At 70.9% G+C, this 20,269-nt stretch carries 22 protein-coding genes and 1 tRNA gene; 15 read left to right on the top strand and 8 right to left on the bottom strand.

Going from position 1 to position 20,269, the window contains the following annotated elements; all coding sequences use genetic code 11:
* The first annotated feature begins 102 nt into the window (after window positions 1-102).
* The 4 genes from ACQPZ4_RS46110 (at window position 103) to ACQPZ4_RS46095 (ending at window position 4,644) form a co-directional block, all read left to right on the top strand.
* Window positions 103-2,322, top strand: coding sequence for a copper resistance CopC/CopD family protein (locus ACQPZ4_RS46110; protein ID WP_433051495.1), 2,220 nt, complete (start codon window positions 103-105; stop codon window positions 2,320-2,322).
* An 89-nt stretch (window positions 2,323-2,411) separates the two neighbouring features.
* The gene (locus tag ACQPZ4_RS46105; protein WP_433051492.1) at window positions 2,412-3,773 is read left to right on the top strand and encodes a hypothetical protein; all 1,362 of its coding nucleotides are present in this window, start codon (window positions 2,412-2,414) and stop codon (window positions 3,771-3,773) included.
* Between the two features lie 103 nt (window positions 3,774-3,876).
* Window positions 3,877-4,515, top strand: a complete 639-nt coding sequence (orn, locus tag ACQPZ4_RS46100; RefSeq protein WP_433051489.1) for an oligoribonuclease — start codon at window positions 3,877-3,879, stop codon at window positions 4,513-4,515.
* A 53-nt stretch (window positions 4,516-4,568) separates the two neighbouring features.
* Window positions 4,569-4,644 (top strand) — tRNA-His (locus ACQPZ4_RS46095).
* A 63-nt stretch (window positions 4,645-4,707) separates the two neighbouring features.
* Here ACQPZ4_RS46095 and ACQPZ4_RS46090 read toward each other — a convergent pair.
* From ACQPZ4_RS46090 to ACQPZ4_RS46075, 4 genes are all read right to left on the bottom strand, one after another.
* Window positions 4,708-5,970 carry a delta-60 repeat domain-containing protein gene (locus ACQPZ4_RS46090; RefSeq protein ID WP_433051486.1) on the bottom strand — a complete coding sequence of 421 codons (1,263 nt, stop codon included), beginning with the start codon at window positions 5,968-5,970 and terminating at the stop codon, window positions 4,708-4,710.
* A 114-nt stretch (window positions 5,971-6,084) separates the two neighbouring features.
* A complete protein-coding gene (locus ACQPZ4_RS46085; protein WP_433051483.1) occupies window positions 6,085-6,516 on the bottom strand; it encodes a globin in 432 nt (143 codons plus the stop codon).
* 4 nt (window positions 6,517-6,520) lie between these two features.
* Complete coding sequence (locus ACQPZ4_RS46080; protein ID WP_433051480.1) at window positions 6,521-8,020, bottom strand: MFS transporter; 1,500 nt, start codon at window positions 8,018-8,020, stop codon at window positions 6,521-6,523.
* 333 nt (window positions 8,021-8,353) lie between these two features.
* Window positions 8,354-9,388: a mechanosensitive ion channel family protein gene (locus tag ACQPZ4_RS46075; RefSeq protein ID WP_433051478.1), complete on the bottom strand. Its 1,035-nt coding sequence runs from the start codon at window positions 9,386-9,388 to the stop codon at window positions 8,354-8,356.
* Between the two features lie 216 nt (window positions 9,389-9,604).
* Between ACQPZ4_RS46075 and ACQPZ4_RS46070 the strand changes: the two genes are divergently transcribed.
* Window positions 9,605-10,147, top strand: coding sequence for an HNH endonuclease (locus ACQPZ4_RS46070; RefSeq protein ID WP_433051475.1), 543 nt, complete (start codon window positions 9,605-9,607; stop codon window positions 10,145-10,147).
* Between the two features lies 1 nt (window position 10,148).
* Here ACQPZ4_RS46070 and kynU read toward each other — a convergent pair whose 3' ends face one another.
* Window positions 10,149-11,399 carry a kynureninase gene (kynU, locus tag ACQPZ4_RS46065; protein ID WP_433051472.1) on the bottom strand — a complete coding sequence of 417 codons (1,251 nt, stop codon included), beginning with the start codon at window positions 11,397-11,399 and terminating at the stop codon, window positions 10,149-10,151.
* A 96-nt stretch (window positions 11,400-11,495) separates the two neighbouring features.
* Here kynU and ctaJ point away from each other — a divergent pair, with 96 nt between their 5' ends.
* Window positions 11,496-11,804: an aa3-type cytochrome oxidase subunit CtaJ gene (gene ctaJ / locus ACQPZ4_RS46060; protein ID WP_433051469.1), complete on the top strand. Its 309-nt coding sequence runs from the start codon at window positions 11,496-11,498 to the stop codon at window positions 11,802-11,804.
* A complete protein-coding gene (locus ACQPZ4_RS46055) occupies window positions 11,791-12,195 on the top strand; it encodes a DUF5130 family protein (protein ID WP_433051466.1) in 405 nt (134 codons plus the stop codon). Before ctaJ ends, ACQPZ4_RS46055 begins: the two co-directional genes overlap by 14 nt.
* A 56-nt stretch (window positions 12,196-12,251) precedes the next feature.
* Here ACQPZ4_RS46055 and pepN read toward each other — a convergent pair whose 3' ends face one another.
* Window positions 12,252-14,795: an aminopeptidase N gene (gene pepN / locus ACQPZ4_RS46050; RefSeq protein WP_433051463.1), complete on the bottom strand. Its 2,544-nt coding sequence runs from the start codon at window positions 14,793-14,795 to the stop codon at window positions 12,252-12,254.
* A 212-nt stretch (window positions 14,796-15,007) separates the two neighbouring features.
* Between pepN and ACQPZ4_RS46045 the strand changes: the two genes are divergently transcribed.
* The 8 genes from ACQPZ4_RS46045 to ACQPZ4_RS46010 all read left to right on the top strand — a co-directional run bounded on the left by ACQPZ4_RS46045 (window position 15,008) and on the right by ACQPZ4_RS46010 (window position 19,104).
* On the top strand, window positions 15,008-15,610 hold the full coding sequence (locus tag ACQPZ4_RS46045; RefSeq protein WP_433066996.1) for a mycothiol-dependent nitroreductase Rv2466c family protein: 603 nt from the start codon (window positions 15,008-15,010) through the stop codon (window positions 15,608-15,610).
* A gap of 15 nt (window positions 15,611-15,625) precedes the next feature.
* Window positions 15,626-16,000, top strand: coding sequence for a hypothetical protein (locus tag ACQPZ4_RS46040; protein WP_433051460.1), 375 nt, complete (start codon window positions 15,626-15,628; stop codon window positions 15,998-16,000).
* Between the two features lie 4 nt (window positions 16,001-16,004).
* Entirely contained in the window at window positions 16,005-16,334 is a 330-nt protein-coding gene (locus tag ACQPZ4_RS46035; RefSeq protein ID WP_433051457.1) for a DUF3817 domain-containing protein, read from the top strand.
* A 92-nt stretch (window positions 16,335-16,426) separates the two neighbouring features.
* On the top strand, window positions 16,427-16,849 hold the full coding sequence (locus tag ACQPZ4_RS46030; RefSeq protein ID WP_433066993.1) for an ATP-binding protein: 423 nt from the start codon (window positions 16,427-16,429) through the stop codon (window positions 16,847-16,849).
* 146 nt (window positions 16,850-16,995) lie between these two features.
* Window positions 16,996-17,181 carry a hypothetical protein gene (locus tag ACQPZ4_RS46025; RefSeq protein WP_433051454.1) on the top strand — a complete coding sequence of 62 codons (186 nt, stop codon included), beginning with the start codon at window positions 16,996-16,998 and terminating at the stop codon, window positions 17,179-17,181.
* A 17-nt stretch (window positions 17,182-17,198) separates the two neighbouring features.
* Window positions 17,199-18,374, top strand: coding sequence for a DUF1015 family protein (locus tag ACQPZ4_RS46020; RefSeq protein WP_433051451.1), 1,176 nt, complete (start codon window positions 17,199-17,201; stop codon window positions 18,372-18,374).
* A 54-nt stretch (window positions 18,375-18,428) separates the two neighbouring features.
* Entirely contained in the window at window positions 18,429-18,623 is a 195-nt protein-coding gene (locus tag ACQPZ4_RS46015) for a hypothetical protein (RefSeq protein ID WP_433051448.1), read from the top strand.
* A 13-nt stretch (window positions 18,624-18,636) separates the two neighbouring features.
* Window positions 18,637-19,104 (top strand): ribose-5-phosphate isomerase, encoded by a 468-nt coding sequence (locus ACQPZ4_RS46010; RefSeq protein ID WP_433051445.1) that lies wholly within the window; start codon window positions 18,637-18,639, stop codon window positions 19,102-19,104.
* 74 nt (window positions 19,105-19,178) lie between these two features.
* Here the strand turns inward: ACQPZ4_RS46010 and ACQPZ4_RS46005 are convergent, their stop codons facing one another.
* The gene (locus ACQPZ4_RS46005; RefSeq protein WP_433051442.1) at window positions 19,179-19,601 is read right to left on the bottom strand and encodes a hypothetical protein; all 423 of its coding nucleotides are present in this window, start codon (window positions 19,599-19,601) and stop codon (window positions 19,179-19,181) included.
* Window positions 19,570-20,214, bottom strand: coding sequence for a DUF433 domain-containing protein (locus ACQPZ4_RS46000; RefSeq protein WP_433051439.1), 645 nt, complete (start codon window positions 20,212-20,214; stop codon window positions 19,570-19,572). Before ACQPZ4_RS46000 ends, ACQPZ4_RS46005 begins: the two co-directional genes overlap by 32 nt.
* Between the last annotated feature and the right edge of the window lie 55 nt (window positions 20,215-20,269).

Below are 20,269 nucleotides of genomic sequence, written 5' to 3'. Positions count from 1 at the left end.
CCCATAGCGGGACGTCCATGGCGCAGCTACCGAAAGTCACCGGGAACTTTTCGGGGGCCACCCGCGACCACCTCAGAATGACCGGCGCGAAATCATGACGTCATGACCAACCGCAGATGGTCCGTACCCCTGGCGATGCTCCTCGGCGCCTTGGCCATCCTCGTGCTGCCCGCCGCGCCCGCCAGCGCGCACGCGGAACTCGAACAGACCGCGCCGGTCGCCGGCACGGTGCTCCAGGACCTGCCCGGTGAGGTGACGCTCACCTTCAGCGAGCAGGTACGCCTGGTCGCCGACAAGATCAAGGTCATCGCGCCGGACGGGAGCCGGGCGGACACCGGCAAGCCGGCGGTGCGCGACCAGGAACTCGTGATCCCGCTCAAGTCCGGCGGGCCGAGGGGCACGTACCTGGTCAGCTACCGGGTCATCTCGGCCGACAGCCACCCGGTCAGCGGCGGCTACAGCTTCTCCTTCGGCGAGGTCTCCAACACGCCGAACGCCGACGACGCCGGCTCCTCCGTGCAGACCGACGGGATCGTCAAGGCCGCCATGTCGGTGGCCCGGTTCCTGGGCTTCGCCGGCCTGGTGCTGCTGGTCGGCCCGGCGCTGATCCTGTTCGCGCTCTGGCCGCGCCGGCTCTCCACCCGCGATCCGGGCCGCGTGGCCATGGCCGGTGCCGGACTGCTCGCGGTCAGCACGATCCTCGAGTTGTACGTCGAAATCCCCTACACCGCCGGCACGACCCTCTTCGACGTCACCGGCGCCGCCACCCGGGAGGTCCTGGGCACCCCGTTCGGGGCCGCGCACCTGGTCCGGCTGGGCGTGGTGCTCGCCACCGCGATCCTCCTCCGGCCGGTCATCGCCGGCCGCGCGGGCAAGTTCGACCAGACGATGCTGGTCATCCTGGGCGTCGTCGGCCTCGCGACCTGGCCGATCTCCGGGCACCCGAGCGCCTCGCCGGTGCCGACGCTCACCGTGGTCGCCGACGCCGCCCACCTCGCGGCCATGTCGGTCTGGCTGGGCGGCCTGGTGATGCTGTTCGGCTTCCTGCTGCGCCGGGCCAACACCCGCGAGCTGACCGCGATCGTGCCGGTCTGGTCCGGCTGGGCCCTGTTCGCGATCACGGTCCTGGTGCTCGCGGGCACGGCGCAGGCCCTGGTGGAGATCGGGACGCTGGACGCGCTCACCGGCACGACGTACGGCCAGATCGTCATCGCCAAGGTCGCGCTCCTCGCCGTCGTGATCGCGGTCGCGGCGTACTCGCGCCGCCTCACCAACCGCCGCTTCACCCCGGTTGGTCAGGGCGTCGGCGACATGTCGGAAATGTCCGGCAAGGGAGAGCTCACAGATCGCGAAGCGGCCCGCGGCGAAGCGGCCCGCGGCGAAGCGGCCCGCGGCGAAGCGGCCCGCGGCGAAGCGGCCCGCGGCGAAGCGGCCCGCAAGGGAGAGCTCGCAGATCGCGAAGCGGCCCGCAAGGGAGTGGCCCGCGAGGGAGCGGGCTTCGAAGAAGCGGCCTTCGAGGACGAAGACGAGGCCGACTGGACCTACGAGGATTCCGAGGAGCACGACGCCACCGAGGACCGCGACGACGCCGATGACGGTGAAGACGCGGACGACCCCGACGGCGAGGAAGACGACGAGGAAGACGACGAAGCGGAGGACGCCGACGGGCGGGAGGAGCGGCACGCCGAGCGCGTACACGCCAACGTCAGCAGCATCCACGCCCGCCAGGGTTCCCGGAACGCCGGCCGGAACCGCGACGGCGGCGAGCTGCACGTGCGGGACGGCGCCGACGTGGTCGAGCTCCGGCGGCGCGGCGAGGTCGAGGGCCGGCACGCGTCGGCCGTGGACGTGGCGGCGCCGCAGATCGAGCAGCGCGACCGCAAGCGGCTGCGCACCGCGGTCATCGTCGAGGTCGCCATCGCCGTGATCGTGCTGGCGCTGACCTCGGTCCTCGTGCAGACCAGCCCCGCGCGCAGCGGCGAGAGCGACACCCCGCCCGGGCCGTTCGACACCGTGGTCGCCACGAGCCTGCTCAAGCTGCAGGTCGACATCTCGCCGGCGACGGTGGGGCAGAACTCCATCCACTTGTACGCCGTGAAGGCCGACGGCTCCGGCCCGCAGACCGTCGTGGAGTGGAAGGCGACGGCCGCCCTGCCCGCCAAGGGGATCGAGCCGCTGACCGTGCCGACCCTCGCGGTCAGCGACGACCACGCCGTCGGGCAGGTCTCGCTCGTGTCCCCGGGCACCTGGGAGTTCAAGTTCACGGCCCGCGTCGACGACCTCAACCAGACAACGGTGACGGTGCAGGTACCCGTGAAGTAAAGAGCGGCGTTACCGGCGATTTGGGAAGAAATAGTCCGAATTGCCGGTAATGTCGGGGCAGTAACGCCGGGGGAAGAGGGGCCGCTGCCATGGTCGTGCGTCTGGTTCGGGCGGGTGTCGGCGCGCTGCTGCTGCTCATCGCGGTGCCGCTGGCTCTCGCCGGTGGCGGACTCCTGTTGGCCATGGAGCACCGGGCCGCCGACGACACGTTCAGGGCACGGCTGGAACCGGTCCGCACGGACGGTACCGCGGTGGTCGTGCCCGACGTCGACGCGCTCCTGCGGGCCGATGCGCCGTTCGCGCGGGGTGGGCAGACCACGCTCAGCCTGTCGGCGGTCGGCTCCGGCGGCCCGCTCTTCATCGGGCTCGCCCCGGAGGCAGAGGTCAAGCGGTACCTGGGCGAGCGGTCGTACGCCAACCTGACCCACGTGCGGCTGGCCCGCGGCCCGCTGCCGGTGGAGCTGGGCACGACGGCCGCGAACCGTACCGGCCGGGCCAACCCGGCGCCGCCGGCCGCGGCGCAGGACCCGGCGGCGGCTCCGCAGGACCCAGCCGCGGCCCCGCAAGACCCGGCCGCCGCGGCGCAGGACCCCGCCGCCCAGGATCCCGCCGTTCGGGACCCGGGCGCCCAGGAGCCGGCCAACCCGCGCCTCGCCGACAAGGGCGAAGGACCGGCGGGCGAGAAGTTCTGGACCGCCCGCAGCGTCCAGCGCGACGGCCGCAGCGAGCTGACCTGGTCGCCCTCGGCCCTGCGGGGCAAGCACCTGTCGCTGGTGGTGATGCGCGCCGACGGTACCGACGGGATCGAAGCCGACATCACCGCCCGCCTGGCTCCGGCGTGGCTCGGCCCGACCACCGGCGGCCTGCTCATGCTCGGCGGCGCGCTGTTCTTCCTCGCCCTGATCACGCTGGCCTGGCCCCCGGCCCGGCCGGCGCTGCAGGCGGCCGGCACCGCGACCGAGTCCACCGACGAAGCGCCGGCCGAGGACGTGCCCGCCGAGCCGCTGCCGATTCCGGTCCAGCCCACCTCGGAGTCCCGCGAGGAGGAGCCGGCGGAAGAGCCGGCGGCCGCAACGACGGCAGAAAAGGCGGAAGCAAAGGCCGAAGAGCAGGCCGAGCAGGTGGTCGACGAGCCGAAGGTCGAGAAGGCCCGCATCATGGCCACCCTCGCCGACGTCCTGGCGGCCGCGGACGCCGAAAACGAGGCCAAGGCCGAGAGCGAGCCCCAGACGGAGGCGGGCAACGCGGCCGAGGCAGGCAACGCGGCCGAGAAGCGGGCGATGGCCGAGTGCGAGCTCGACCGCCCCGCGCCCAAGGACATCGAGCTCGACATCGACCTGCCCCCGCTGCCCGCCATGCCCGCGATCGACATCCAGTTCACGTGGGCGCCGGTCGGGGTGGCCGACGAGACGGACGAAACCGACCAGACCGCCAAAACCGCCGCGCGTTGAGCCGCCGCCGGGTGGTGATCCACGCCACATTGAAGGCCGGCTTTGGTAACGACATGGCGCAGTATGGGTGGTTGCCTGCACCGAGGAGCGAGAAGTCAGCCAAATGAACACTAGGCTGTCGGGTGTGGGTGATCTTTTGGTCTGGATCGACTGTGAGATGACGGGCCTCGATCTGGGTAAGGACGCGCTGATCGAAGTGGCGGCGCTGGTGACCGACCCGGATCTCAACGTGCTCGGCGAAGGCGTCGACGTGGTGATCCACGCCGACGACGCCGCACTGGACGGGATGCTCGAGGTCGTGCGCGACATGCACGGGCGCTCGGGTCTCACCGAGGCCGTACGCGCCTCCGCCGTCACGGTGGCCGAGGCGGAGGACCTCATCATGGGGTACATCACCGAGCACGTGCGGGACCCGCGCACCGCCCCGCTGTGCGGCAACTCGATCGCGACGGACCGCGGCTTCCTGGCTCGCGACATGCCGCGCCTCGACCACCACCTGCACTACCGGATGATCGACGTCTCCTCCATCAAGGAGCTCTGCCGGCGCTGGTACCCGCGCGTGTACTTCGGCCAGCCCCCGAAGGGCCTCGCCCACCGCGCCCTCGCGGACATCCGCGAAAGCATCCGTGAGCTGGAGTACTACCGCCGCACGCTCTTCGTGCCGCTGCCCGGCCCGGACGTCGAGACGGCCAAGTCGATCGCCGCCGAGCTCAGCCGGGAAGGCGACACGAACGCGTCATAACCCTGTCGACGGATCCCGTCCCGCATGCCCTACTATTAGCGGGCGAGTTCATGGTGGCTGTAGCTCAGTTGGCAGAGCACCGGGTTGTGGTCCCGGGTGTCGTGGGTTCAAATCCCATCAGTCACCCCACATGAAGAACGGCCCCCGTCCAAGGACGGGGGCCGTTCTCGTAAGCCCAAAGGGGAAAGCCGTTCAGGCGACAGGCATCAGAGCCAGGCGCCCGTGGTACTCCCCGCCGATCCGTTCGGTGTCCGAGCCCACAAGCAGCCCCTGCGGCGTGGCCAGCAGCGCCCGGGCGCCCACGCCCCGCGGGTTGCGCTGCGGGTTCCACGCGGTCGCCTTGCCCGTCTTCGGGTCGATGGCCGCGATCCCCGGCCGCGACACCGCGCCCGGCCCCGCCGTCTCCCGGCCCTGCGGGTTGTCCATCCAGCGCTGGTGCCCGCCGACGTAGACGGCCGAGCCGGTGTCCGCGACGGAGTACAGCGAGTCGCCGCCCGTGTGGTTCACCCACAGCGGCTTGTGCAGCCCCGTCCCGCGCAGGTCGAAGCGGGCCGCCGTGTCGCACATCAGGTTCTCGCCCCACTTGCGGCCGGTGGCCACGATCGTGGCGTAGGTGCCCGTCGGGTCGAAGTCGACGCCGCGCAGGTACGTCTCGAAGCCGGCCCGGCACTCGTGGGCGTAGGCGTCGGTGTACCAGTCGGCGAGCTTCACGGCCCCGCCGGCCGGCATGTCGACCATCACGACCTGGGCCCGCCACTGGCCGGCGGCCTGCTCTACGGCGCCGACGACGGCCAGCCGCGTCCCGTCCGGGGTCAGGGCCAGGTCCTCGAGCTTCACGCGGGTCAGGTGCGGCGCGGCCAGCTTCAGGTCGAAGGCGGGGTCCACGGCGCCGGTCGCGGCGTTGAGCCGGGCCAGGCCGATCCGCTGGGTCGAGCCGATGGCGCTGAAGGAGCCGGCCACGTACAACCACGGCCCCTGCGCGATGACGCTGCGGCTGTCGCCCCAGTTGATGGCCGCGGTGAAGGCCGGCACGCGGCTGCCGTCGGCGAGGTTGAGCTGGGCCAGGCCCCGCTGCTCACCCCCGGCGATGCGCTTGAACTGCCCGCCCGCGTACACGGTGTTGTTCGGGCCGGTCGCCAGCGTGAAGACCGGCGCGTCCGGCTGCGGGGCGAACGGGAGGATCTCGCCGGTCGTCGCACGGTACGCGAACAGGTTCTTGCGGTTGTAGCGCACCTTGCGCTGGGCGTCCGTGACGGTGTCGAAGTCGCCGCCCACCACCACCGTGTCGCCGACCACCGCGAACGCCCGGACCTCGCCGTCGGTCACGTTCGGGGTGAAGTCGGCGGGGTTCGTCGACACTGCGGCGGGCTGGTTGAGCGCGGCGTGCGCGGCGGGGATGGCGACCGCGAAAGCGGCCATTGCTGTGGCGGCAGCGGCGATCAGGCGTCGGCGCATGCAGGCGTCTCCTCGGTCGTTTCGTGATGCCCCGGCGGGGCCAGACCGTGCCGCCGGAGACGGCGGCACATAGCCAGACAACTCGAAACGTGGCGAAAGGAAACGCAAACGGCGCTAAAGCACCGGAATGGTCTGACTGTCCGATTCATCCGGGTCGTCGGCGTTGACCATGAAGTGGGCCGCGCGCTCCAGATAGTCCCAGAGCACCGCCTCATGCTCGGGTGCGAGCTCGATCGCGTCGACCGCCCGGCGCATCTGGCGCAGCCAGGCGTCCCGCTCGGCGGAGGCGATCCGGAACGGCGCGTGGCGCATCCGCAGGCGCGGGTGGCCGCGGTTCTCGGAGTACGTGCTCGGGCCGCCCCAGTACTGGATCAGGAACAGCCGGAAGCGCTCGTTCGCCGGTCCGAGGTCCTCCTCGGGGTACAGCGGGCGCAGGATCGGGTCCTCGGCCACGCCGGCGTAGAACTCGTCGACGAGCTTGCGGAAGGTCGGCTCGCCGCCGACGAGCTCGTAGAAGTTCGGGGATGCGGGGTTCGGGGAGCTCACGCCATCAACTATGCCGCGCGGGCTGCGACGGCGGTGCGGGCGGGAGGCCCCCGAGCTCCGCCGTGCGCTCGGTGAGGTCGACGGTGCGCTCGGCCGGGTCGGGCATCAGCGGCTCGCGGCGGGCCGACGGGCCGGGGGAGGGCCGGCGGCGGCGCGGCGGCACGGGCACCCGGGCCAGGTCGATGGTGACCTCGCCGAGGTCGTCGATGCCGGTGTGGTCGGCGGTGTACTGCGCGGCCGCGACCCGGACCTTGTTGGCCGCGATGGCGTCGGCGATCGTCGCCTTCGCGGGCCACGCGGCGATGATCAGCACGGTGGCGCCCAGGCCGGCGATGCCGAAGTACCCGACGACCTCGGGCAGCGGGAAGTAGGTGGCGAGCCAGCCGGTGAACAGGATCGCCCCGCCCTGCAGCAGGTGCACGCCGCTCTGCATGACCCCGAAGGCCCGGGCCCGGTACGCCGGCGGCAGCACCTGCACGAACAGCCCGTTCCCGGCCGGGAGCGTGATCGCGAGCGAGGCGCCGGCGAGCAGCGTCATGACCACGATCACCGGCAGGCTCGGGTCGAGCAGGGCCGGTACGAGCGCAAGGGGTGTGACGATCGCCATCGGGCGGATCAGCGCGACCCGCCGCTGGGGTCGCAGCAGCCAGGTGACCAGGGCGCTGCCGAGCACGAAGCCCGCCGCGGCGGCGGTGATGATCACGCCGAAGCCGAACGTGTCGGAGTGCCCGGCGAGGTGGGCCGCCCAGGCCGCGGCCAGGCCCTCGGGGACCACGCCGAAGCAGACGCCGCAGAACACGACCAGCGCGATGGCCCGCATGACGGGGGAGCTGAACACGACCCGGTAGCCGTCGGCCGCCTCGCGCAGCAGGCCGGTGTGCTCCTCGGCCTTCAGGACGGGTTGCCGCTCCTTGATCACCAGCGCGATCAGGGCGGCCGAGACGATGAACGTGAGCCCGTTGATCAGCAGCGCCACGGAGCCGTTGATGGAGGCCAGCAGCGCGCCGAGGGCGTAGCCGGCGATCAGCGAGACCTGGCCGGTCGTGCGGTTGAGCGTGATCGCGGTGACGTACTGCTCGCCCTGCAACAGCTGCGGCATGAGCGCCGAGCGGGAGGCGTCGAACGGCGGGCTCAGCAGCGCGTTGCCGAACAGCAGCAGGATGATCAGCGCGGTCGGCAGGCCCGGAAAGGCGGCCAGCACCAGCATGATGGTGGCCCGGAGGAGATCGCAACCGATCATGGTCCGCCGGTACGGGTGCCGCTCCGCCCACGCCGCCAGCAGCGCCCCGAACCCGAGCCAGGGCAGGTAGCTCACGGCGAACGCGGCGGCGGAGAGGATCGGGGAGTTGGTCTGGCGGTACACCAGCGCGACCACCGCCGCCCGGGCCACGTTGTCGCCCAGGCTCGACTGCGCCTGGGCCGTGAACAGCGCCGCGTACTCGCGGTTGGCGAGCGTTTCCCGGATCGTGGCGGGGCGGTTGGCGGACTCGTCGGGTTTCGACACCGGCAGAGCCCCCTTCCCCTTTGGTCGCGACAGCGGCGTGGAACGTTCGCGGGCGCGGCCGAACCGGTCAATCCGCCCGAGAGGGGTCAACGGCGGCGGACCGGGACACTGTGCAGCGATGCACCTGAACGAACGGACGATAACCGACTGACCACCCGACGCGCGACCCTACCCTCCGGGTTGATCACAGATGCCCGCGAGATTGGACAAATAGCACCTTTCGGTGCGCTACTGGCGATATGGCCACAACGGCTGGGTGGCGACCGGCGACCTTGCGACGTGCCAACCGGCACAATGGCGGCCTTCGATGAAGAGCCCGCGTCGGTACCGGACTCAGGCGGGGCCGCTCTGGCCCGGCTCGCCGTCGCCGTTGGCCGGCCGGATGTACATCCGCGCCGCGGTCAGCTGAGCGGCGATGCCGGCCCGCTCCAGCGACTCCATCAGGCGCCGGCGCAGCTCGCGGCCGATGCGCCACTGGGCCTCGTTCGACGTCTTGACGGTGGTCCGCAGCACGGCGCCGTCGGCGGTCAGCTGCTCCACGCCGAGCACCTTGGGCGGGTCCATGAAGTCGTCGGCGAAGTCGGGGTCGGCCGCGAACTCCTCGGCCGTGGCCTGCAGCACCGCGGTGGCCTGGTCGACGGAGACGAACCCGACCGGCACGTCGATGTTGACCACGGCCCAGCCCTGGCTCTTGTTGCCGACCCGGACGATTTCGCCGTTGCGCACGTACCAGACCACGCCGGCCGCGTCCCGGATCGTGGTGATGCGCAGGCCGACCGCCTCGACGGTGCCGCTGGTCTCGCCCACGTCGACCACGTCGCCGACCCCGTACTGGTCCTCCAGCAGCATGAACAGGCCGGCGATGAAGTCCTTGACCAGGTTCTGGGCGCCGAAGCCGATGGCCAGGCCCGCGATGCCGGCGCTGGCCAGCAGCGGCGCGAGGTCGATGCCGATCTCGCCCAGCACGAGCATGGCGGCGATCGAGAACACCACGGCCGAGACGATGCTGCGCAGCACCGAGCCGAGCGCCCGGGCGCGCTGGTTGCGCCGCTCCGAGGGGGCGGTCAGGGTGGGCAGCCGCTTGCGCAGCGGGCGCAGGACCGACCCGCCGGCCTCGTTGTCGGCGACCGTGTGCCGGATGAGCCGGTCCACAGCCCGATGGATGATCGCCCGGATGATCAGCGCGATGATGATGATCATGAGGATCGTCAGCGGCTTGACCAGCACCCAGTAGCTGCTCTCGGCCAGCCACTTGCTGTTGAAGGTGTCCCAGACGAAGTCGCAGAGGCCCGACTTGTCGGCAGCCGCGCAGCTCGGCGAGCTGCCGGGCGCCGGCGTCTCCAGGGGCATCGCGATGGGGCTGATCACTGGGCTCCTCGCAGCAAACCGGGGCGAACCGGGGTAAGTCCGCCCAAAGAACGGGGGGTCACGGGGGAAGGTTCACCCACCGGCCGCAAATAGTACGTGCAATCCGAGGATCTATCAGGGACGATTAGCCCACGGACCACCACCGGTGGGCCCGTAAGCAGACGTCACATGGCCATTACCAGGGAGACTTCCTTCACGTACTAGGGGGACGGCGCGATGCCTGACATACGACCCGCACGAGTATCGGGTGCGCTGGTGCTGAACGCCACCTACGAGCCCCTGTGTGTCGTGTCTGTCAGACGTGCCACCATCCTCGTCCTGACGTCGAAGGCCGTGTGTGTCGCCGACGGGGACGGAATTCTCCACAGTGCGATGAACGAGTTGCCGGTGCCCTCGGTGGTCCGGCTCACCCGCTACGTGCGGGTCCCGTACCGCACGCACATAGGCCTCTCCCGCCGCGGAATATTCGCGCGCGACGGATGGCGCTGCGCCTACTGCCGCGGACCCGCCGAGACCATCGACCACGTGATGCCACGCAGTCGCGGTGGGCGGCACGCCTGGGAGAACGTCGTAGCCGCCTGCGCCCGCTGCAACCACACCAAAGGTGACAAAACGCCAGCCGAACTCGGCTGGCGTTTGCATGCCACCCCCATTGCGCCCAAGGGTGTGGCCTGGCGCGTCCTCGGCCACCGCACGCCCGACCCACGCTGGGCCGACTGGCTGGACCTGCCGGCCGACGAGGTCCAGGCCGCCGCCTAGATCAGGTGACCCGGGACAGCGACGCCTCGAAGGAGGCGTAGGAGCCCGAGTCGACGATCTCGCGCAGCCTCGTCATGCCCTCGTGGACGTCGGCGAAGCGGGTGTACAGCGGGGCCAGCCCGATCCGCAGCCGCTCCGGCGTGCGGAAGTCCGGGATCACGCCCGCGGCCTTGAGCGCCTGGCAGATCTGCCAGGCCTCGGGCGCGCGGAACGTCACGTGGCTGCCGCGCCGCTCGGCCTGCGCGGGGCCGGCCAGGGTGAGCCGGTCGCCGAGCCACGCCGCGGCGAGATCGATCGCGTAGTCGGTCAGCGCCGCACCCTTCGCCGCGAGCGCGTCCAGGCCGGCCTCGGCCGTGATCCGGGCGCCCTCCAGGGCCGCGTACCCGCCCAGGACCGGCGGCGTGCCGACCAGGAAGCGGTCGATCGAGCCGGCCGGCTCGTAGCCGGCGCCCATCGCGAACTGGTCCTTGCGCCCGAACCAGCCCCAGATCGGCTGGCGCAGCTCGGCCTGCAGGTCCTCGCGCACGTAGAGGAACGCGGGCGCGCCCGGGCCGCCGTTGAGGTACTTGTACGTGCACCCCACGGCCAGGTCCGCGCCCGACTCGCGCAGCGGCACCCGCACCGCGCCCGCCGAGTGGCAGAGATCCCACAGTGTGAGGGCCCCCACGCGGTGCGCCGCAGTGGTGATCGCCACCATGTCGGCGATCGCGCCCGAGCGGTACGCCACGTGGGACAGGCAGACCAGCGCCACGTCGTCGTCCAGCGCCGCGGCCACCCGGTCCGGGTCCACGCCGGCGTCGACGTCGGTCTCGATCACCCGCAGCTCCAGGCCGCGGGCCTTGGCGAGGCCCTCGAGGACGTACCGGTCGGTGGGGAAGTTGTCGTCGTCGGTGACGATGACGCCGCGGCCGGGCCGGGCATCGAGCGCCGCGGCGGCCAGTTTGTACGCGTTCACGCTGGTGGAGTCGGACAGGATCACCTCGCCGGGGGGCACGTGCAGTACCGACGAAGCCAGCACGTCGCCGACGGAACGGGCGAGGTCGATCCAGCTGTCCCAGCCGCGGATCAGCTCGTGGCCCCATTCGCGGTCGACGGCCTCGCGCAGGCGCTCGCGGGTGGCGAGCGGCAGCCGGCCGAGGGAGTTGCCGTCGAAATAGACCAGCTGTTCGTCCGGAATGTAGAAACGCGCCCGGAAATGTCCGATCGAGTCCTGTGCGTCGAGGGATTGGGCATACTGGCGCGTGGTGTCCATGTCAGTGACGGTAGGCCCCCGGCAACCGGCTGGTCATTGCCGCCCGCTAACGTGAAGCCGGTCTTTTAGTCCCTTCGACGCCTGGGGGCGTTGAGCTTGTCCATCATCGAGACGACGCTGATTTTCGCCGGGATCCCGCTTGCGGTCATCCTGCTCATCGCGGGCGCCGTCTACGCGGGGGGTTCCCGCCGTAGCCGGCGTTACCGGCCCGGACGGCCGTTCGAGTTCACGCCGGTCTGGTTCCTCTCCGCGCCCGAGCAGCTGGCCGAGGCGGCGCACGCCCGCGAGCTCACCGGTGCGCGGCGGGCCGCTCTGCCCGCGGGCAACGACGCCTCCGCGACCACCGAGTGGTCCGGCGAGCGCACGCAGCCGCAAGTCATCGGAGGCGCAAGTGACCGGTGGTAGCCCGGCCGGCCTGACCGGCCGGCCCGAAGTCCTCAACGGCCCGTTCACCACGCGCCAGCTGCTCCGCCTCGACGAGGCGCTGCGCCTGGCCGACACGTCGACCGGGCTGACCTTCAGCATCTACGTCGGCGACCTCGAGGAGCCGGCCCGGGCCTACTCGGAGAAGCTGCACGACCAGCTCGCCGACCCGCCCAACTCGGTGCTGATCGCCCTGTCGCCGAACCAGCGGGTGCTGGAGATCGTGACCGGGGGCGAGGCCCGCCGCCGCCTGCCCGACCGGGCGGCGAAGCTCGCCGCGCTGTCGATGGCGGCCGCGTTCGGCGGGGGCGACCTGGCCGGCGGTCTGGTCTCCGGCCTGGCCCAGCTGGCCGACCACGCGGGCCGGCACTGACGTTGACGAGAAACGCCGCGCTCCGACGGGGAGCGCGGCGTTTTCGTGTGTACGGACTATGAGGCCGACGCGTCCTTCGCCCGTGCCTTGAGGGCCCGCACGATGCCGTCGCGGCCCTCGCCCACCAGACGGCGCAGCGGCGCCGGCGTGTCCGGGGTGGCCAGCCAGGCCTCGGTGCGCGCCACGGTCTCGTCGCTGACCTGGTAGGCCGGGTACGCCATCTCGACGAACTCGGCCGCCGGCTCGCTGTCGCGGTTGGACCACACCGGCAGCAGCGCGTCGAAGTAGGCCGGCACGTAGGGCGCGGTCAGCTCCTGCTGGGCCGAGTGCTGGAAGCCCTGCAGCAGCGAGCGCTGCAGCCAGTTGGGCAGCGCGTGGTCCTCGGTGAGCCGGCGCCAGGTCTCCGCCTTCGACTCCGCGGTCGGCACCAGGGCCCGGGCGAGGGCGGCCTGGCGCTCGCCGCTGGCCGTGCGGTCGCGGTCCAGCTCGTCCTCGATCTGCGCCGGGTCGGCCGCGCCGCCGGCGATCAGCGAGTGCAGGATGCCCCAGCGCAGGTCGGCCTGGATGGTCAGGCCGGGCGGCACGTCCTCGCCGCGCAGCCAGCCGGCCAGCACCGCGAGGTCGGCCCCGGTGCGGGCGGCGGCCGCGAACGAGCGGGCCCAGGCCAGCTGGAAGCCGCTGCCCGGCTCGGCCGAGCGCAGCGCGTTGCGGGCGGCGTCGGCGATCTGGGCCCAGCCCTGCGGCGCCCAGGCCGGGTCGGCGTAGAAGACCAGCGCCGACTGGGCCTGCCGGATCGTCGCGGTGACCAGGTTGATGTCCCGCTCGGCGGCCAGGCCGGTGGCGACCAGCCGCACGTAGTCGCGCGCGGCCAGCTCGGCGTCGCGGACCATGTCCCACGAGGCGGACCAGACCAGTGCGCGAGCCAGGGAGTTGTCCAGGCCGTCGATGTGGTCGACCACGACCGCCATCGACTCGGGGTCGAGGCGCAGCTTGGCGTACGTCAGGTCGTCGTCGTTGAGCAGCAGCACGTCGGCCGCGCGGGTCCCGGCCAGCGCGGCGATCTCGGTCTGCTCGCCGTCCACGTCGGCCTCGACCAGCTCGCGGCGCACCAGGGCGCCGTCCACGAGGTCGTACAGGCCGATGCCGATCCGGTGCGTGCGCAGCGTCGGGTAGGCGGCCGGGGCTTCCTGGCGCACCACCACGCGCTCGTAGGTGCCGTCGGCGGCCACCGTGAGCTCCGGGCGCAGCGTGTTGACCTGGGCCGTCTCCAGCCACTGGGCGGCGAACTTGCGCAGCTCCTTGCCGCTGGCCGACTCGAGCGCGGTCAGCAGGTCGTCGAAGGTCGCGTTGCCCCACTGGTGCTGGGCGAAGTAGGAGCGCAGGCCGCTGCGGAAGGCGTCGATCCCCACGTACGCGACGAGCTGCTTGATGACGCTGGCGCCCTTGGCGTACGTGATGCCGTCGAAGTTGACCTCGACCGCCTCGACGTCGGGCATCTCGGTGTACACCGGGTGCGTCGAGGAGAGCTGGTCCTGCCGGTAGCCCCAGTTCTTGCGGACCGACAGGAACGTCGTCCACGCGTCGGTGAACCGGGTCGCGTGCGTGTTGCACCAGTGGCTGGCCCACTCGGCGAACGACTCGTTCAGCCACAGGTCGTCCCACCAGCGCATGGTCACGAGGTCGCCGAACCACATGTGGGCGAGCTCGTGCAGGATCGTGTTGGCGCGCTGCTCGTACTCGAAGTCGGTGACCGGCGAGCGGAAGATGTAGTGCTGCTCGGCGTGCACGACGCAGCCGAAGTTCTCCATCGCGCCCGCGTTGAACTCGGGCGAGTACACCTGGTCGTACTTCGGCAGCGGGTACCGGATGCCGAACTCCTCGTGGAAGAAGTCGAAGCCCTGCTTGGTCACGAGGTTGATGTCGTCGGCGTCGAGGTACTGCTTCATCGACTGCCGGCAGAAGACGCCCAGGTCGATGCCGTCGTGGCTGTCGCGGACCTCGTGGTAGGGCCCGGCGCACACGGCGGTGATGTAGGTGCTCATCCGCGGCGTGGTCTGGAAGACCCGCACGAGCCCGTCCTGGCTCGCCGCCGGCATGTTGGAGATGACCTTCCAGTGCTTGGGCGCCGTGACGCGGAAGGTGAACGCCGCCTTGAGGTCCGGCTGGTCGAAGCAGGCGAAGGCGCGCTGGGCGTCGGCCGTCTCGAACTGGCTGTAGAGGTACACCTCCTTGTCGACGGGGTCGACGCTGCGGTGCAGGCCCTGGCCGGTCGCGGAGTACGGGAACTCGGCGTCGACGACGAGGACGTTGTCGGCGCGCAGGCCGGTGAGCCCCAGGCCGCGCTCGGTGGACCAGCCGCTCGTGTCGACGGGCTCGCCGTTCAGCGTGGCGCCGTGCAGGGCCGCCGCGGCCACCTCGATGAACGTCCCGGCGCCCGGCTCCCGGCAGGTGAACCGGACCTCGCTGGTCGACCGGAACGTGCCCTCGCCCGGATTCCCGGCGCCGTCGGTCAGATCGAGGCTGATGTCATACGCCGTCACCTCGAGCAGGCGGGCCCGCTCGACCGCTTCGACCTGGCGTAGGTTGCGTACACCGGCCACGTCTCGTCTCCTGTCGTTTCGCTGTGGCCGTCCCCGTCGACGGCGTCACCCCGAGTGTTCCATGCTCGCGGAGGAGACTGGGGGAGTGGCTCAGGTCACTCGTGCCCGAAGTGGTACCTCACACGAGGGTTGCGTAAGGATCGCATCGGGTTCCCGACTCTTTCACTAGAGAGGTGGTCACCGCCGTGACCGAAGACCGCGTCATCGCCGATATGTGGTTCGACCCGCGCTGCCCGTGGGCCTGGATCACGTCCCGCTGGTTGCTGGAGGTGGAGCAGGTCCGCCCGGTCGACGTCCGCTTCCACGTGATGAGCCTCTCGATCCTCAACGAGGGCCGCGACGACCTGCCGGAGAAATACAAGGAGGGTCTGGCAAAGGGTTGGGGCCCGGTCCGGGTGGCGATCGCGGCCGAGCAGAAGTTCGGAAATGACGTACTTCGTCCGCTTTACACCGCCCTGGGCAACCGGATCCACCACGAGCAGCAGGAGCTCGGGCCGGAGCTGTACCGCGCGGCGCTGGCCGAGGCCGGGCTCCCGGCCGACCTGGCCGACTTCGCCGACTCGGCCGAGTACGACGACCAGCTGCGCGAGAGCCACTTCGCCGGCATGAACCCGGTCGGCATGGACGTCGGCACGCCGGTGATCCACGTCCCCGGCCCGGACGGCAACCTCATCGCGTTCTTCGGCCCGGTCGTCACCCCGCGCCCGAAGGGCGAGGCCGCCGGCCGCCTGTGGGACGGCACCCTCCTGGTCGCCGGCACGCCCGGCTTCTACGAGATCAAGCGCACCCGCGACGTCGGCCCGGTCTTCGACTGAGTAGCCTGCCTACTTGTGCGGCAGTTTTTCTCACCCCGATGGGTGCTCGGGCATGTCCTGACACTCGTCGGGGTCGCCGTGTGCGTGGCCGCGTGCGTCTGGCAGTACCAGCGGGCCACCGCGGGCAACATGCTCAGCTGGGCGTACACCGTCCAGTGGCCGCTCTTCGCGATCTTCGTGGTGTTCCTGTGGGGCCGGGCGATCCGGGACGCCCGCGGCACCCGCGCGCCGCGTCCCGGGCCGCCGCCGCTGCGCCCGATGGCGCCCCGGCCGGCGCCCGTGCCCTCGTCCCCGCCGGACGACGAGGATCCGCAGCTCGCGCAGTACAACCGGATGCTGGCCTGGCTGTCCGCCAATCCCGACCGCCGCCCGAGCGACTTCCCAGGATGACGACATGAAACTCAACCCTGCCCTCACGCGCTACCGGGTCATCGCCTGGATCGTCGGCGTGCTGCTGATCGTGCTCACCGTCGGTACCGTGATCAAGTACACCGCCGACGACGAGACGATCGTCGCGCTGGTGGGCCCGGCGCACGGCTTCCTGTACATGGTCTACCTGGTGCTCGCGGCCGACCTGGCCCGCCGCGCGCGCTGGAAGGTCGGCTTCACGGTCCTGGTGCTGCTGGCCGGAACCGTGCCCTTCCTGTCCTTCGTGGCCGAGCGCGTCGTGACCCGCCGCGTCAAGGCGCAGACCGCGCCCGAGCCCGTCGGCACCGCTGTCTAGCCTTCCTGCGTACTGGCTGTAAGTTTCCTCCCTTCGCGCGCGGGGCACCCTTACGGTGCAACCAATTCGCGTGAAGGGAGCCCACCGTGGGGATGGAAGTCCGGCTTTCGCTCTCCCTACCGCGCGACCGCACGACGGTGCCGCTGACCCGCCGGGTCCTCGACGCGGCCCTTGCGGTCTTCTCGGTGACCAAGGACTGCCGCGACGACATCGGGCTGGCGGTCGGCGAGGCGTGCGCCAACGCGGTGCAGCACGCCGAGACGGGAGCCGACTACGAGGTGACCGTCACCATCCACGAGGACCGGTGCATCATCGACGTCGTGGATGACGGCGTCGGGCTGGAGAACGCGGCGGCCGAGATGGCCGGCGACGTCCCGCCGGACGCGGAGAGCGGCCGCGGCCTGAAGATCATTCACGCCCTGGCCGACATGGTGGAGCTGCGCAGCCGTCAGCCGCGCGGGATGGCCCTTCGGATCGTCAAAATGCTGACAAGGACGACTCCCGCCTTCTCCTAACGGTCCATTGTTCGTGCCAGGTCGGCGACTGAACCATTGTTCTGCCGAATCCGTGTTGTTCTCTGGAATCGCACCGCTGGTGCGTCACCCGCACGGATGAGTGCCGTTGCATCCTGCGACGACACATTCTGGAGAAAGCCGAGATCATGTCTGACACCCGCTGGACCGTCCAGGACTCGACCTGGAAGGACGAGCTGCCCGAGCTCCCCGACGACGTGAGCGCGCTCCTCGCGCCGCCCGTCGTCGTGTGCGCCGGCGGCGCGATCGTCCGCGGCGCGCGCCGCCGCACTGCGGGACGGGCAAACCCCCGTGCCGTGGCCCGTATTTCCTGACCTATAGCGTCTTGCGTATGACGGTTGCGTACCCGATCGCCCACGCCTGGCTCTCCACCGGAGGGACCGGCGCGCAGAACTACGACGAGTTCGCCGACGACGCGGAGATCACCGCGATCATCGCCGCCAATCCCAGCAGCGCCCTCGCGGTGGAGATGCCGCACCGGGCCCCCGAGAGTGTCGGCCGCCCGTTCCTCGACTGCCTGCCCGCCGCCGTGGAGCGGCTGCGCGCGGCGAAGGACGACGGCCACTACGCACCCGCCGACGACGTCGTGGTGCTGTACCGGATCACCGCCCCGGACGGCGCCCGCGCCTACGGCCTGTGGTGCATGGTCGCCACCGACCAGATCTCGACCAGCGCCGACGAGCCGGGCGCGGTCATCCGCAACGAGGACGTCTTCATCGAGAAGGTCCGCGAGCGGGTGGCCCTGGCCGAGGCCATCGGGCACCTGCTGTCGCCCGTCCTGCTGCTGCAGACGGCGCACGGCGAGGCCCTGCACGCCGCGCTGGCCCAGGCGGTGTCCGACGCCGGGCTGCCCGCGGTGACCGACACCGACCCGTCCGGGCGTACCCACGAGATCTGGGCGGTGGGCGCCGGCACCACCCGCGACCGCCTCCTGGCCCTCGCGGGCGGCGGCGAACTGGTGGTGGCCGACGGCAACCATCGCAGTCTCGCCGCCCAGACCGCCGGCTACGAGCGCTTCCTCGCCGTGGTGACGACGCCGGAATCGGTGGCGATCCAGCCGTACAACAGACTGGTCTCGGAACTTCCGTTCTTCGAGGGCCTCGACCTCCAGCCCCTGGACGGCCCGGCCGAGGTGCCGGCCACCGGCGGCCGGGTGCACCTCTACACCCGCTCGGGTTCCTGGTCGGTCGCCCTGGCGCCGGTCGAGGGCTCCGGCGTGGTCGACAACCTGGACCACGCCCTCGTGGAGCGCCGGCTGTTCGCCGACACCCTGGGCCTGGAGCCCGGCGACAAGCGCATCACCTACGTCGGCGGCGACTACCCGGCCGAGTGGCTGCGCGCCGAGGTCGACGCCGGCCGCGCCGAGCTGGCCGTGCTCATCGCCCCGGTCACCGTCGACGACTTCGTGGCGGTCAACCTGGCCCGCCAGAAGATGCCGCGCAAGAGCACCTGGTTCACCCCGAAGGCCCGCGCCGGCCTCGTGGTGGCGCAGCTCGATTCGTTCTAGTCACCCGATCGTGATACACACTAGGCCGCTGTACTTCGGGCCTGGGGTGTGTACATGCAGATGCAGATCTTCATCGCGGCGATGATCGCCGCGTTCGGCATCGGCGCCTTCGCCGCCGCCGCGCTCGTCTGGGACCGCCGGAGACTCCTGCGGCTCAAGACGGGCGCGACCGCGGGGTGGGTGTTCGGCCTTGTCCTGCTGGGTGGTGGGTTGCTGGCGGGTTCCTGCCTGGGGCTGATCCGGCTCTGAAAGACTGCCGGGTATGCGCGTCTACCTTGGTTCGGACCACGCCGGCTACGAACTGAAAGTGCACCTGGTCAGCGCCCTGGGCCTGCAGGGCTACGAGGTCGTGGACGTCGGACCGGCTTCGTACGACCCCGACGACGACTACCCGGTCTTCTGTTTCCACACGGGGGCCCGGGTGGTCGCCGACCCGGACAGCCTGGGCGTGGTGATCGGCGGCTCCGGCAACGGGGAGCAGATCGCGGCGAACAAGGTTCCCGGGGTTCGGGCCGCTCTGGCCTGGAACGTGGAGACGGCCCAACTGGCCCGCGAACACAACGACGCGAACGTGGTTGCCGTTGGGGCCCGCCAGCACACCCTGGACGAGGCCACGACCCTGGTGACCACGTTCCTGTCGACCAAGTTCTCGGGCAACGAACGCCACGCCCGGCGGATCGCCCAGGTGCTGGAGTACGACAACACCCGCGTCCTGCCGCCGCTGCCCTAACCCAGTCGCCGCACCGGGCGCGACGGCACCGAGGACGGGTTGCTCGTCGCGCCCGGATGCGTCGGATGGGTGGTCTATCGCCTTCCGTGACGGGGCCACCGCCGGTCCAGCCCGATCGCCGTGACGTGGAAGAAGCCGGGCTTCGGCCGCCGAACCAGCTGGTACATCGTCGCCTGGCAGGCGTGGAACCGGTTGGCCTTGTCTGCGAACGTGAGCTGACCACTGTCGAGACAGAAGACCAAGCCGTCGTACTGCATCAGCAGCTCCAGTGCGGCCGGCTGCCGAGTGATCCGATCGTCCTGGGTCAGCAGCGGCCAGCCTCGGCGGAGCCCCTCCTCGATCCACTGTTCGTCGGGAATCTCCTGGGCATCGTTCGGGTAGTGATCGGCGATGAGGTGCACCGACCAGCCCCACCCAGTGAGCAGTTGCGGCGCCTTCTTGCCCAGGCAACGGTCGATGAAGAACTCAGGCGGCTCTGGTGATCGCGTCGACCTCATCGGTGGTCAGCTCGTACTCGTCCGCGATGAGAGCAATCGGCTCACCAGCGCGCCACAGGCCGACCACGGCGTCGACGGGCACTTTGGTTCGTTCAAGGACGGGGGCTCCCCAACCGAATCTCGGGTCGATGATGACCGGCGCGATGTCCGGGTATTGGCGCAGCTTGAGGCGACTGGGGAACTCTTCGGCTTCGTCCCAGACGATGTACTTCAGGTAGTTCTCGATGGTCGCGCGGATGGGTCGTTGGCCATCGCCGACGCGTGCGAGCTCGTCGGCCTCGATGTAGTCCATGAACACGTCGATGCCGTCGGTGGCGATCCGCCGGGTGGCGAGGCCATATGGCGTGGCAAAGGAGCGGCGCACCTCTTCGGCGGCAGCACGAATCTTGTGCGTGCTCAGCCGGAGTTCGCGCAGCGAGCGAAGGACGTAGGCCTCGATCACGGCCACGAACGGCACGTTCGGATGACCCCGGGTGCGTCCGGCAATGGTGTGCACGAGCGGCGCACCTGCGGCCTTTTCCTTGGTCCACCCCCGCAACGTGGTGACGGGAAGTTGCAGGTGGCGGGCCGTCTCCTCGGGGGTCAGGAGCGGCGTGGTGAACGGATCAACCATTCCGGCCTCCTTTCGAGGGCGGCACGTCTCGACACATCCTGACATGCGTCATCAC

Source organism: Dactylosporangium sp. CS-033363 (assembly GCF_050942475.1).
In the GTDB taxonomy this organism is placed as follows: domain Bacteria; phylum Actinomycetota; class Actinomycetes; order Mycobacteriales; family Micromonosporaceae; genus Dactylosporangium.
This window is presented reverse-complemented; position numbering and strand designations above follow the sequence as displayed.